The organism is Burkholderia sp. PAMC 26561 (genome assembly GCF_001557535.2).
GTDB lineage: Bacteria > Pseudomonadota > Gammaproteobacteria > Burkholderiales > Burkholderiaceae > Caballeronia.
In genome coordinates, this window is sequence record NZ_CP014306.1 from 3,281,070 (window position 1) to 3,294,179 (window position 13,110).

Consider the following 13,110-nt stretch of genomic DNA (forward strand, 5'->3'; position numbering starts at 1 on the left):
TCGCCGGACGCCGCAAATAAAAAGGGCGGAGCGGGCGTGAAGCCCACTCCGCCCTCGAGTCCAGCGGTGAATCTTTTATAGCGTACGTGCGACTTCGGTCACTTCGAAGATCTCGAACTGGTCACCTTCGACCATGTCGTTGTAGTTCTTCAGCGAGATACCGCACTCGAAGCCCTGGCGAACTTCCTTCGCGTCGTCCTTGAAGCGCTTGAGCGAATCGATCTCGCCCGTGTGGACAACCACGTTGTTGCGCAACACGCGAACCATCGAGTTCCGCTTGACCACGCCGTCGGTAACCATACAACCCGCGATCGCGCCGATCTTCGGCACACGGATGATCTGACGAACCTCGACCATACCCGTGATGACTTCGCGCTTCTCCGGCGAGAGCATGCCCGACATTGCCGCTTTCACTTCATCCACAGCGTCATAGATGATGTTGTAGTAACGAATGTCGATACCGTTCGACTCCGCCACCTTGCGAGCCTGAGCATCCGCACGCGTGTTGAAGCCGATGATGACCGCCTTCGACGCGGTCGCCAGATTGACGTCCGACTCGCTGATCGCGCCAACTGCGCTGTGTACGATCTGCACGCGCACTTCGTTGGTCGAGAGCTTCTGCAACGACTGCACCAGCGCTTCCTGGGAACCCTGCACGTCGGCCTTGACGATCAACGGCAGGTTCTGCACGTTGCCTTCCGTCATGGACTCCAGCATGTTTTCCAGCTTCGCGGCTTGCTGCTTTGCCAGCTTGACGTCGCGGAACTTGCCTTGACGGAACAAGGCGATTTCACGCGCCTTGCGTTCGTCCGGCAGGACCATGACTTCTTCACCCGCGCCCGGCACTTCCGACAGGCCTTGAATTTCGACCGGAATCGACGGACCCGCCGACTTGATCGGCTTGCCGGTTTCGTCGAGCATGGCCCGGACGCGCCCGAAAGCCGTACCAGCCAGCACGATGTCGCCACGGTTCAACGTACCCGATGTCACCAGGATCGTTGCAACCGGACCCTTGCCCTTGTCGAGCTTTGCTTCGATCACGAGGCCCTTGGCGGGTGCATCGATAGGCGCCTTGAGTTCCATGACTTCCGCTTGCAGCGACAGGTTTTCCAGCAAGCTGTCGATACCAACGCCCGTCTTCGCCGACACTTCGATGAACGGCGAATCACCACCGTACTCTTCCGGCACGACGCCTTCAGCGACCAGTTCCTGCTTCACGCGCTCGGAAGCGGCACCCGGCTTGTCGATCTTGTTGATCGCCACGACGATAGGCACGCCACCCGCCTTCGCATGAGCGATGGCTTCCTTCGTTTGCGGCATCACGCCGTCGTCTGCAGCGACCACCAGAATCACGATGTCCGTTGCCTTCGCACCGCGGGCACGCATGGCCGTAAAGGCTTCGTGACCCGGCGTGTCCAGGAACGTGATCACGCCGCGCGGTGTTTCCACGTGGTAAGCGCCGATGTGCTGCGTAATCCCGCCCGCTTCGCCCGATGCAACCTTCGCACGGCGAATGTAGTCGAGCAGCGAGGTCTTGCCGTGGTCGACGTGACCCATGACCGTGACCACCGGAGGACGCGGCAGGCGTTCGCCCACTTCTTCCTGCGTTTCGCCTTCGACCAGCAACGCTTCCGGATCGTCCAGCTTGGCCGCAACCGCGCTGTGACCCAGTTCTTCCACGACGATCATCGCGGTTTCCTGGTCCAGCACCTGGTTGATCGTGACCATCTGGCCCAGCTTCATCATCACCTTGATGACTTCCGAAGCCTTCACGGACATCTTGTGCGCCAGATCCGCCACCGATACCGTTTCCGGCACGTGCACTTCGCGCACCACTGGTTCCGTCGGCGCCTGGAAATTGGTCTGGTCCTGATGCTTGCCACGACCCTTCGGGCCGCCGCGCCAGCCACGGTCTACGCCGCCGCTGGTGTCGCCACGCGTCTTGATGCCGCGACGCTTGGCTGCATCGTCCTGCCAGCTGCTCTTGCCGCCGGCCTTCTTCTTGTCCGGTCCGAGCGACGGTGCAGCCGTAGCCGGTGCGCCGGCAGCAGGCTTTTTCGCCGCTGCAGGACGTGCCGGTGCCGAGCCTTCCGGACGCGCCGGTTTGTGCAGCGTGCCCTTGGCTTCGGCAGCCTTCACGCCTTCCGCCACCTTGGCGGCAGCCGCCGCAGCAGCCACGGCAGCCGGAGTCGGCTCGGGCGGCTTCGCCTGCTGGGCCTTGCGCGGGGTATTCATCATTTCGCGGATGGCGCGGGCTTCGGCTTCAGCCGCGGCACGGCGCTTCGCAATCTGATCGTGCTCGGCACGCGCCTTTTCAGTCGCGGCACGTGCAGCGTCTTCTGCCTTCTTCGCAGCTTCGCGTTGAGCGGCGCGCTCGGCGGCGGCCTTCTCATCGACTTGCGGCGCAGCCGCTTCAGCTTTCACAGGTTCGTCAGCCACGTTTTCCGTCTTCGATTCGGTACGCGTATCCTGACGAGCAGTCGCCGCAGCACGCGAGATCTCGGCGGCTTCCGCTTGCGCGGCAGCACGTTTCGCTTCTTCTTCCTCAGCGCGGCGGCGTTCGGCTTCTGCCGCCGCTTCGCGCGCAACACGCTCCGCCTCTTCGCGCTCGAAGCGCTCCTGGCGTTCCTTCAGTTCAAGCGCTTCTTTTTCAAGCAGCTCGGCAGCATGGCGCGCTTCTTCATCGCGACGCTGCAATTCGGCTTCATCCACTTCGTCTTCGACGTGGTTCGCACCTTCGGCTACCTGTTCGGCACCGCTCTGATCGCGCTGCACGAACACGCGCTTCTTGCGGACCTCGACCTGAATGGTGCGAGCTTTACCCGTAGAGTCGGACTGTTTGATTTCCGACGTATGCCGGCGGGTCAAAGTGATCTTGCGTTTGTCGGCATCGGCGGAACCGTGCGACTTGCGCAAGTGTTCGAGCAGGCGCGATTTGTCCGTCTCGGACAAATCGTCATCCTCGCTCGCTTTCGTGACGCCAGCCGCCTGCAACTGCTCGAGCAGGACGCCCGCAGGCATTTTGAGTTCCGCGGCAAATTGGGCTACGTTGTTACTCGCCATTCATTCCTCTTGATGCAAGGACAAATTCCCTGCTGTTTGATCGGGGTCATGCGGCCAGCCGGCCGCGATATATCAGTGCGCCATGGTCATTTCTCACTGGAACCAGTGTTCACGTGCTTTCATGATCAACGCCTTAGCGGCATCCTCTTCAATACTGGTCATCTCGACCAGCTCATCTACAGCCAGCTCCGCGAGATCGTCGCGTGTCCGGACTTGATGTTCTTCAAGCTTCGAAAACAACTCGTCGGTCATGCCTTCGAGGCTCTTCAGGTCGAGCGCAACGCCTTCGACCTTCTCTTCATTCGCAATCGCCATTGTCAGAAGTGCGTCACGAGCGCGGTTACGCAGTTCGTGAACGGTGTCTTCGTCGAAGGCTTCGATTTCGAGCATTTCGTTGAGCGGCACATAGGCGATCTCTTCGAGGCTGGTAAAGCCTTCGTCGATGAGAATGTCAGCGACTTCCTCGTCGACGTCGAGACGCGCCATGAACAGGCCGCGCAACGTGCCACGCTCTTCGTTCTGCTTCAGCGCGGACTCGTCCGGCGTCATGATGTTGATCTGCCAGCCGGTCAGCTCGCTGGCAAGACGCACGTTCTGGCCGCTACGGCCGATGGCGACCGCCAGTTCATTCTCGTCCACGACGACGTCCATCGAATGTTTTTCTTCATCGACGACGATCGACTGTACGGCAGCCGGCGCGAGAGCACCGATCACGAACTGGGCGGGATCTTCCGACCATAGCACGATGTCGACGTTCTCGCCACCGAGCTCGTTGCGCACCGCCTGCACCCGCGAACCGCGAATTCCGACGCACGTACCGATCGGGTCGATACGCTTGTCATAAGCGATCACCCCGATTTTCGCACGCACGCCAGGATCGCGCGCAGCCGCCTTGATTTCGAGCAGGCCCTGCTCGATTTCCGGCACTTCCATTTCGAACAGTTTCATCAGGAACTCGGGCGCCGTGCGCGAGAGTTCGATCTGCGGGCCGCGTGCGGTGCGGTCGACCTTCGCGATATAAGCGCGAACCCGGTCGCCGACCCGCAGGTTTTCCTTGGGAATCAACTGGTCACGGCGCAGCAACGCTTCGACACGGCCCGATTCGACGATGAAATTACCCTTGTCCAGGCGCTTGACCGCGCCGGTCATGATCTTTTCGCCGCGTTCCAGGAAGTCGTTCAGGATCTGCTCGCGCTCGGCGTCTCGAACCTTCTGGAGAATCACCTGCTTCGCAGCCTGGGCACCAATCCGGCCGAACTCGATGGACGGAATGGGTTGCTCGATGTACTCGTCGATTTCCGCGTCGGGCTTTTCTTCCTTCGCTTCGAACAACAGGATTTCCTGGTCCGGCTCCTGAAGACCCGCTTCGTCCGGCACCACTTTCCAGCGGCGGAACGTCTCGTGCTCGCCGCTCTCACGGTCGATCGCCACGCGGATGTCCACATCTTCCTCGAACAGCTTCTTCGTTGCCGAAGCAAGCGCTGCTTCGAGCGCTGCGTACACCACGTCCTTGTTGACGTTCTTTTCGCGCGCCAGCGCATCCGCCAGCATCAAAACTTCGCGACTCATTGTTTGCGGCTCCTAAAGTCAACTTTGGGGACGAGACGTGCTTTATCGAGGTCTGCGAGCGTGAAATCGAGCATCGCAGCGCCGCCGTCCTTCCCTTCGAATTCCAAACCGATCGACTCGCCGTTCGGTGCATGCAGGATGCCCCGGTACGACTTGCGCCCGTCCAGCGGCTTCTTCAATGTAATGGTGGCTTCGCTGCCCGCGAAGCGTTCGAAATCCGCCAATTTCTTGAGCGGACGATCGAGACCCGGCGACCCGACTTCAAGACGCGAGTAATCGATATTCTCCACTTCGAACAGATACTGAAGCTGACGTGTGACTTTTTCACAGTCTTCAATCGCGATTCCGGCGGGCTGGTCGATCGAGATACGCAGCAAACCGCCTCCCGCGCGCTCGATTTCAACAAGTTCGTAGCCCAGGCCCGAGACCGTGGTTTCGATGATTTCCGTCAGTTGCACAGTGAAAGACTCCAAGATGTTCGCGCGCTCCACGCCGAACACCTGCGGACCGCGCCTTGAGCCGGCGCATTCACTTACCCAAGATGCTGAACCGAAAGCCCAAAAAAAATGGGCGCAACGCCCATCCTTCTGTACCGCGATCACATCCGGGCGGCGAAACAATCACCATGCCCATCGACTTCGTGATTTTAGCCATTTTTCGGGATAAACGCAACCAATACGCCTTGTGTGGAGGCGTTTGACGGCCATTTACAAGGCAAATCGAAGGTGTTTATCACGCATTCGCCGCACTTTCGTGCGCTTTCTTATTAGCAAAGGCACGCGGATGCCGCCGCGGGCAGGCTGAGCGGGCAATGCACGCCCAGCCGAATGTCTTTTGCCATGTCGGCAAGCGCTGTTCAGCCGGCGACCGTCGCCTCAGATCAACGACCGATCAGCGTCCGCGTGTACGGTTACGCGGCGCGGGCCGTGCACCATCGCGTGCAGGTCCGCCGCGCGAATTCCCGCTATTGCCCTGCGGACCTGTACCCGGGCCGCCTTGGCGGCCGCCCTGACCGGACCTTTTGCCGCCGGCGTTCGCCGGACGACCGCCCGGTGCGCCGTTGCCCATGCCGGGACTCCCCGGCGGACGGCTGCCGCGCGGACCGCCGGCCGAGCCGCCCGGACGCGGCAACGCGCGGTTTCCGTTCGCTTCACCGCCGGCGCGGTTGCCGTTCGGTTCGCGCCCGCCGTTACTGCCGCGCGCACCATAACCGCCGCCAGTTCCAGCGCCGCTGCCGTTGCCGGCGAAACCGCCGCCGCCAAAACCGCCCGGAGCACCACGACGGCCGCCGGGGGCGCCAGGGCCGCCGCGTGTCGGCGTTTGAGCAAAACGGTTATGGGAACTCAGCACCGGTTCGCGAGTGATGATACCCATGGATGTTTGCAGCGGATCCGGCTGAACGCGGGGCGCAGCGCTGCGCGAGCCGCGTTCCTCCGCCGGCGCCTTGAGTCCCACCGATGCCAGCAGGCCACGCACCTCGTTATCTTCCAGCTCTTCCCAACGGCCGCGCTTCAGGCCCTTCGGCAAGGCGATCGGGCCGTGACGCGTACGAATCAGACGGCTGACCATCAGGCCGGCCGCTTCGAACATGCGGCGAACTTCACGATTGCGGCCTTCAGCCAGCGCCACGTGATACCAGTGGTTCGTGCCTTCGCCGCCGCCATCGCGAATCCGCAGGAAGTTCGCCGGACCGTCTTCCAGTTCGACGCCGCTCAGAAGCTTCTGGCGCATGCCTTCCGACAGCTCGCCGACTACCCGGACCGCGTATTCACGCTCGACGCTATAACGCGGATGCATGAAACGGTTGGCCAGATCGCCGGAGGTAGTCAGCAGCAACAGCCCTTCAGTATTGAAGTCGAGCCGGCCGACCGCAAGCCATTTGGCCGTCTTCATGGGCGGGAGGCTGTCGAACACAGACGGACGTCCTTCAGGATCGGCATGACTCACGATCTCGCCGGTCGGCTTGTGGTACAGCAGGATACGCGGCGGCTTGGTCGCGAGCTTGCGCTTGACCGGCTTGCCATTGATGCGAACCTGGTCGGTCGGCATGATCCGCTGGCCAATATGTGCCGGCTCGCCATTCACCGATACCCGCCCTGCCACGATCAGTTCTTCCATGTCACGGCGTGAACCCATGCCGGCCTCGGCCAGCACCTTGTGGAGCTTCGGCGTGTCGTCATCGGCTTCCAGGACGCGCTTTTGCGGCGTGGGCTTGCCCCGGCGCAGCATGGGCGCGCGAACGCCGCCTGAGGTGTTGTCGGCATCGAAAGCGGGCGATGTCACGTATTCGAAAACATCGTCGACTGCAGCGGCCGCGGGCGTGGGATTGATCGCGGCTTCGTCACGACGGCCACGCTTTTGACCCTGGCCGGCTTGCGCCTGACGCGGTTGACGGCGGCCGCCTTCACGCGGAGCCTGTCCTTCACGTCCTTCACGTCCTTCACGCGGGCCATCGCCTTGCGACGGCCGCGGTCCGCGAGGCGGTCGGCCACCCGATGCTTCGCGGGCGTTTTCTCCATTCGGCGCCGCCGCTTCGCGCGGTGCCCGCGGCGGTCGCGGGGCGCGCGGACCGGCGTCCTTGCGCGGTGCGCGTGTGGGCGCAGCAACTTCACCATCCGAGGACGCTTCCACGCTTGCATCCGGTGACGGCGTTGCGCCGTCGGCGCCCTTAGTCTTCGCAACAGCGCGACGGCGCGCGATCAGGCTGCGAGGACCACGGCGCAAGCCGCGACGCGGACGCTCCTCGCCGTCGGCGGGTTCGTCGGTGCGTGTGCGTTCGCCTGCGTCGGCCTGGTCATGTGCGTCATCGGCACGAACGGGGCGCTCGGATTCGGGCGAATCGCTGTCGTGGGAATGTGTCAAAACAACCTCAAATGTGTCGGGTCGCGCGCCCGTCGCGAGCGCGTCAGAAAAATCCGGCCGATGGTGTAAATAGCCGAATGAAGGTTTCGTACAAACGAGCTAGCCGTTTTACGGCTAGCCGTTACGGCTGGCGATCAACGGCGTCAGGCCCTGCGCGCAGTCCGGTCGTCCGGTGCGTCGAGTTCGTCGGTTTCGTTTGCTTCGTCAGGCGCTTTCGCCGCGCCTGCACTGTCCGATACGCCTTGAACGGACGTAACGTCGATTTCATTTACTGCGGGCGATGCATCTTCCTGCCCCGCGGGCGATGCGTTCGTTTGCACGTCAGCAGGCGCATCGTCGCGCGAATCCAGAATCGGAGCCTCTTCAGCGTGGACCACCGCGTCAGAACCGGGTTCCTCAACTGGCGGCAGTTCGACCGCGGCAACCGGCACAGCATCCGATGCTCCCGGCTCGCCGTCGGCATCGACATCGGCGGCATTGGCCTCAGGCTTGCTCGCTGACTCCGGTCGCACGCCTTGCGCGAGCGCAGCGACAATGGCAGCCGCCGGGTCGTCGCCAGGAAAATCGATTGCATGCTGCGCGAGCAGCGATGCTTCCAGTTGCGCCGACGGGTTATCGAGCGCGGGAAGTTCGTCGAGCGCGCTCAAACCGAGATCATCCAGGAACTGCTTGGTGGTTGCGTAGAGCGCGGGCCTGCCCGGCACATCGCGGTGGCCGATCACCTCGATCCAGCCGCGATCCTCGAGCTGCTTCACCACCTGCGTGTTCACGGTCACACCGCGAATTTCTTCGATATCGCCGCGCGTGACCGGCTGCCGGTAACCGATGATCGCCAGCGTTTCGAGAACCGCGCGCGAATACTTGGGCGGCTTCTCGGGGTGCAGCCGATCGAGATATGACCGCATTGCGGGCTTGCTCTGAAACCGCCATCCGGACGCGAGAGCCACGAGTTCCACACCGCGCCCCGACCAGTCCTGCTTGAGGGAGTCGAGCAAGGTGCGAACCGTATCCGCCGAGATATCGTCGGCGAAGAGCTTGCGCAACTCGGCGAGTTTCAGCGGCTCCTGCGCGCAGATCAAGGCTGTCTCGAGGACGATCTTCGCCTCTTGGGTATTCATGCAGCTAGATAGGACCCTGTATGGTCTATGAACCGGTCAAGCAGGCCGAAACGAAGGACGCCGATTACTCGAACCATTCGCAACGCTCAGACTGGACAATCGTGGACGAGGATACTGACGACGCGCTCGCCCGATTTATGATCGGTCATATTGATTGGGAGCACGCACCGGGGGGAGGCACAACACGGGATCAGATCCTGATCGCCGAGCTTATCCCAGCCGGACGAAGTAGCACTTTCCAAGGCGGAAGCGCGTGACTGCACGCATATTACGCAAAAAAAAACGGTGCGTAAAGGTGAAACATCGCGCCGCGTCCGGCCTCACGTCTGCAAGCTTTACAGGCTCGGCCTGCGGCCTGCTTTGCCGCCATGTCGGTACGACGCGCCAAACGGCCGTTTTCGCGCGGTCTTGCTTCCCCGGGCAAGGTTGAGCCGCTCCAGCCCCGCGCCTGCGGCCGGCTCACACTGTGGACCTTGTTTCCATGAAGCTGCGCAAGCGCGCGACGCCGGCATCCAGACGCGCGGTGTCGCAGGCATAGCACCAGCGCACGTATCCCTCGCCCTCCGAACCGAAAGCACTGCCTGGCGCCAAGCCGAGTCCGCTCTCACGCACCAGCGTCTTGCAAAGCTCGAGGCTGTGATCTGCCCCCGGAAGCTTGAAGAACAGATACATGGACCCCAGCGGCGCACGAACATCAACGCCGGGAATGGCCTGCAGCGCCGTCACCAGATAGTCGCGGCTGGCACGCAGCTCTGCGACCACGGATTGCGTGAACTGCTCGCCATCCCGTACGGCTGCGATTCCGGCCAACTGCACGAAAGACGGCGCGCACGACGTGTTGTATTCAACGAGCTTGCCCAGATCCTCCATCACGCTTTCGGGCGCGACGATCCAGCCAAGCCGCCAGCCGGTCATCAACCACGCCTTCGAGAATGAATTCACCGCGATCACGCGTTCGTCGCGGGAGGCGAGGTCGAGAAACGAGGGCGCGACGGTTGCGTCATTGCCATAATAGAGGCGTTCGTAGACTTCATCTGCGATCAGCCAGATGCCGTTCTGGCGGCATCGGTCCAGCACTGCTTGCTGCTGTTCACGCGTCATCACCCAGCCCGTCGGGTTGTTCGGCGAGTTGATCATCAGCATGCGTGTATCGGGCGTCAGGGCCGCCAGCAAACGATCCAGGTCCAGCACCCAGCCATTTTCCCCATACGTTAGCGAGACAGTTTCGACAGTCGCGCCAAGGATCTTGGGAATTTCCACGAGGTTGGGCCAAAGCGGCGTCACGGCCACCACGCGATCGCCGGCGCCCACCACGAGTTGCGCTGCGAGCATCAGGGCATTGACGCCCGCGCTCGTCACGGCAACCTCCGCCGACCGGGTCGCACCATGCAATCTACCGACGTAACCGGCAAGCGCTTCGCGCAACGGCGCGATACCCAGGTTGTGCGTATAGAAGGTTGCGCCGTCGGCGAGCGCCTGACTGGCGGCATCGCGGATGAACTGGGGCGTCACCTGATTGGACTCGCCAAACCAGAAAGGCAGGACGTCCGGGACACCAAAACCCGCGTTCGCCACCTCGCGAATCTGGGACGGACGTAGTGCGCGCACCGCGTCGCGCGCGTTGGGCGTAAGCACGCCTGACGCGCCGTTGGTACCGGCTTGACTGGACAGCGCGCCAAGCTCCGAGATGACCGCCCCTTCTGATTCGCTCATTACCTTCCCCGCAGATCGAAACCAAAAGTCTAACGCGACGGCTCCCGAAACGCGCGATACGGCTCGCACGTTAGCCATCAGGCCAGTTTTTCGAGGGTTTCATCCTGCTCACTTCGGTTACTCCAGTTCCTCCACACGCTTGGGCAAGCGTGCAACCAGCGTCCACACCGACTCGGCCGCGGGCGAGAGCGAGCGATCGCGCCGGCGCACCAGTTCCACCGTCCGCTCGATGCGCGGCATCAACGGCAACGCTACCAGCGACGAATTCGCCGGCAACGGCAAGGCGAGCCACGGCAATACGCTAATGCCTACGCCCGCCTCCACCAGACCGAAAACCGTGGCCGAGTGGCCGAGTTCCTGCACCACGTCGGCGACCACGGAGTGCTCACGCATGACGGCATCAATGATCGGACGGCTTCCCGACGCGTGGTCGAGCATCACCAGCCGCTCGCCCGAGAGTTCCTCCCATCGAACCTGCCGGGCGCCCGCGAGCGCATGGTCGCGCCTCAGGACTGCGCAGAAGGAGTCGGTGGTCACGACCTCCGCATGCAAGTCGTCGTGAGCAAAGGGCCCGATGGCGACACCAAAATCCACTTCGCCGGACTTCACTTTCCGGATGACGTCGGCCTGGAGATCGTCCCGCAAGCCCAGCGAGATCAGCGGGAATTCATTGAGGCAGGCGGCTAGCACAAAGGGCATAAGGCGGCATGCAACGGTCGGACTCGCCGCCACGATCACGCGGCCACGCTTTTGCTGACCAAGATCGCGGATTTCGCGCAAGGCTTCGTCCAGGTCCAGCAACAGCCGCGACACACTGCCCACCATATTCGTCCCGACGTCCGTGAGCTGGACTTCGCGCGTCGTTCTGTCAACGAGCTTCAGACCAATTTCTGCCTCCAGTTCGCGTACACAGCGGCTTACTGCCGACTGGGTCAGTCCGATTTCGTCGCCCGCGCGGCTGAAACTTTGCAGCTTCGCCACTTCGATAAACACCCGCAGCTGCCGCAAAGTCACGTTCAGCGCGCGATTCATAATATATCCTCATCAATCTATCCTATAAATGCAGATTGTAGATCACTGGCCCCGAAATCGCTGTGGGGGACCGTTGCGCTGCGGTGCAGCAGAAAGGCATTCGCGCACGCGGGATGGGCTTGCTGCACATGATTGGTGATTGTCCCGATTTCATTAACTGCACTTATAGCGTCTCATACGGCCCATGCTGGCAGTACGCCAGCCTACTGCCACGAGGCTTTCCGGCCGATCAGTATTGGCATGGCACGGTTCTCGCATTTACTTGCGCAGAGGTCGGCGCCATTGCAGTTTTAAACGCAAATCGTCCGTCGCAATGTCTGCTCCGACCTTACCTGGGTTCGATCTTCGAATTCCGACCAGAGTGCGCGGCGCGGGGCAGCGCACCGGGGTTAGCTTCGCTGAGGTGAAACATGATGTTCGACGATTTAAGAGATAACGAGTGGGCGCTGGTCGAGGCCTTGTTCTGTGCAGAACCTGCACGCAGCGAACGTCGCGGTCGTCCGCGCGTGGAAGCACGCGCTGTTGTCAACGCCGTCTTGTGGGTGTTGTCGACAGGCGAAGGCTGGTCGAAACTGCCGGGACGCTACCCGTCGCCGCCGACCTGCCGCCGTCGTTTCGACGAATGGCAAGCTGACGGTACGCTGGCCGAGATCGTGAAACGTCTTGGAAACAATGGCCGTGAAGTGTCGTTGCGCGGCCGGATCGGCTCGACGGCTGCAAAACCGCCTGCACCGCCCAGCCGCGACCGCCTCCGTGGCGCGTTCTGGACGAATCCGGAATCGTGGCGCGCTCCGGTCAAGATGGCTTGATTTCGGGCCTGTTTCTACCGGCTTGATTCATATCAGCAAAGTGCATGTCGAGGCATCACGGTCGAGGTAAATCAACCGTGGTCGGCCCGGCAGAATCGCGAAGCACCCGCGCGCAGATTTTTTCTGCGCTTGAAGCCCGGTCCCATCCGATGACCTTTCTCCGTTGGATGCGGATCATCGGTCTGCTCCCTCGCAGACCGTTCCATGCCACCCAATCTGCCAGGAAGCGCCCGGCCTGCACCTTTACGGCCGGGCGTATGGCGCACGTTCTCAGGGCACGATCGGCGCAATCAGTGCGCATGCGGTCGCTCGCCGCGAAACAACTCTTTACCATTATTTACAGCGCCCTTTCGTGCACTGGCATAAGTTATGAGGCTAGCTAACAGACCGCGAAGGTCTGAAGGGAGCTCATCATGAAACCAATGTCATTCGTAGCATGCGGCATTGTGATTTCATCGCTTGGCGTGACCATTCCGGTGCAGGCTGAATCACAATCGGGCAATTTCGCGTTGCGCGCTGATACCGAGGCAGACATGCAGGCGTGGAAAAAGGAGCCTGTGCGCAGCAATCAGCCGGCAGAACCGGCGCCTCGTGGCGATTTGCGCGGTGATATCGCGAGCAACGTACATACACGTCCGGAACCGGAGCGCGGAGCACGTCCACGCCGACATTGATCTCGGCATGAGGGGACGCGGTTTTGACGCAATGAACATTCAGGGAACCGTTCTCTAAATGACAAGTCGGACTTGATGCCATGAGCACAGCGTGGCAGAAGTAAATCCGGTAAGCCCGTATCCTCGTGGTACGGGCTTTTTTTTGGCGGAGAACGATATTGGCCCCTGAAGGGCGGCAATACGGCCAAACCAAGCACCGCAACCGTTTGCGTGGCTTGGTACGTCGCGATCGATTCTCCGGCAAACAGATTTTGAATCAACAGGTAAGGA

The 13,110-nt window shown here is 61.8% G+C and carries 9 protein-coding genes and 1 pseudogene; 3 read left to right on the plus strand and 7 right to left on the minus strand.

The window, feature by feature from the left end:
* Positions 1–75: 75 nt before the first annotated feature.
* The 5 genes from infB to scpB all read right to left on the minus strand — a co-directional run bounded on the left by infB (position 76) and on the right by scpB (position 8,612).
* Complete coding sequence (infB, locus tag AXG89_RS15025; RefSeq protein ID WP_061999639.1) at positions 76–3,063, minus strand: translation initiation factor IF-2; 2,988 nt, start codon at positions 3,061–3,063, stop codon at positions 76–78.
* Positions 3,064–3,156: 93 nt separating this feature from the next.
* Positions 3,157–4,632 (minus strand): transcription termination factor NusA, encoded by a 1,476-nt coding sequence (gene nusA, locus AXG89_RS15030; RefSeq protein WP_061999640.1) that lies wholly within the window; start codon positions 4,630–4,632, stop codon positions 3,157–3,159.
* Positions 4,629–5,090, minus strand: a complete 462-nt coding sequence (gene rimP / locus AXG89_RS15035; protein ID WP_062000892.1) for a ribosome maturation factor RimP — start codon at positions 5,088–5,090, stop codon at positions 4,629–4,631. The genes nusA and rimP overlap by 4 nt, the downstream gene beginning before the upstream one ends.
* A gap of 433 nt (positions 5,091–5,523) precedes the next feature.
* Positions 5,524–7,494: a 23S rRNA pseudouridine(2605) synthase RluB gene (gene rluB / locus AXG89_RS15040; protein WP_062170069.1), complete on the minus strand. Its 1,971-nt coding sequence runs from the start codon at positions 7,492–7,494 to the stop codon at positions 5,524–5,526.
* A gap of 143 nt (positions 7,495–7,637) precedes the next feature.
* Positions 7,638–8,612: an SMC-Scp complex subunit ScpB gene (scpB, locus tag AXG89_RS15045; protein ID WP_062170070.1), complete on the minus strand. Its 975-nt coding sequence runs from the start codon at positions 8,610–8,612 to the stop codon at positions 7,638–7,640.
* 20 nt (positions 8,613–8,632) lie between these two features.
* Here scpB and AXG89_RS15050 point away from each other — a divergent pair, with 20 nt between their 5' ends.
* On the plus strand, positions 8,633–8,869 hold the full coding sequence (locus AXG89_RS15050; RefSeq protein WP_062170071.1) for a hypothetical protein: 237 nt from the start codon (positions 8,633–8,635) through the stop codon (positions 8,867–8,869).
* A 202-nt stretch (positions 8,870–9,071) separates the two neighbouring features.
* Here the strand turns inward: AXG89_RS15050 and AXG89_RS15055 are convergent, their stop codons facing one another.
* Both AXG89_RS15055 and AXG89_RS15060 read right to left on the minus strand, forming a co-directional pair.
* Complete coding sequence (locus AXG89_RS15055; protein WP_082771433.1) at positions 9,072–10,325, minus strand: pyridoxal phosphate-dependent aminotransferase; 1,254 nt, start codon at positions 10,323–10,325, stop codon at positions 9,072–9,074.
* Between the two features lie 117 nt (positions 10,326–10,442).
* Positions 10,443–11,345 carry a LysR family transcriptional regulator gene (locus tag AXG89_RS15060; RefSeq protein WP_062170646.1) on the minus strand — a complete coding sequence of 301 codons (903 nt, stop codon included), beginning with the start codon at positions 11,343–11,345 and terminating at the stop codon, positions 10,443–10,445.
* A gap of 422 nt (positions 11,346–11,767) precedes the next feature.
* Between AXG89_RS15060 and AXG89_RS15065 the strand changes: the two are divergent.
* Positions 11,768–12,163 (plus strand): annotated as a pseudogene (locus AXG89_RS15065) (transposase); the annotation flags it as partial.
* 416 nt (positions 12,164–12,579) lie between these two features.
* The gene (locus AXG89_RS15070; RefSeq protein WP_069638357.1) at positions 12,580–12,840 is read left to right on the plus strand and encodes a hypothetical protein; all 261 of its coding nucleotides are present in this window, start codon (positions 12,580–12,582) and stop codon (positions 12,838–12,840) included.
* The last annotated feature ends 270 nt before the right edge of the window (positions 12,841–13,110 follow it).

What these genes read in the sequence shown, in the direction of transcription:
- infB (WP_061999639.1), bottom strand. Translation starts at nt 3,063, where the DNA reads ATGGCGAGTAACAACGTAGCCCAATTTGCCGCGGAACTCAAAATGCCT.
- nusA (WP_061999640.1), bottom strand. Translation starts at nt 4,632, where the DNA reads ATGAGTCGCGAAGTTTTGATGCTGGCGGATGCGCTGGCGCGCGAAAAG.
- scpB (WP_062170070.1), bottom strand. Translation starts at nt 8,612, where the DNA reads ATGAATACCCAAGAGGCGAAGATCGTCCTCGAGACAGCCTTGATCTGC.
- AXG89_RS15050 (WP_062170071.1), top strand. Translation starts at nt 8,633, where the DNA reads ATGGTCTATGAACCGGTCAAGCAGGCCGAAACGAAGGACGCCGATTAC.
- AXG89_RS15055 (WP_082771433.1), bottom strand. Translation starts at nt 10,325, where the DNA reads ATGAGCGAATCAGAAGGGGCGGTCATCTCGGAGCTTGGCGCGCTGTCC.
- AXG89_RS15070 (WP_069638357.1), top strand. Translation starts at nt 12,580, where the DNA reads ATGAAACCAATGTCATTCGTAGCATGCGGCATTGTGATTTCATCGCTT.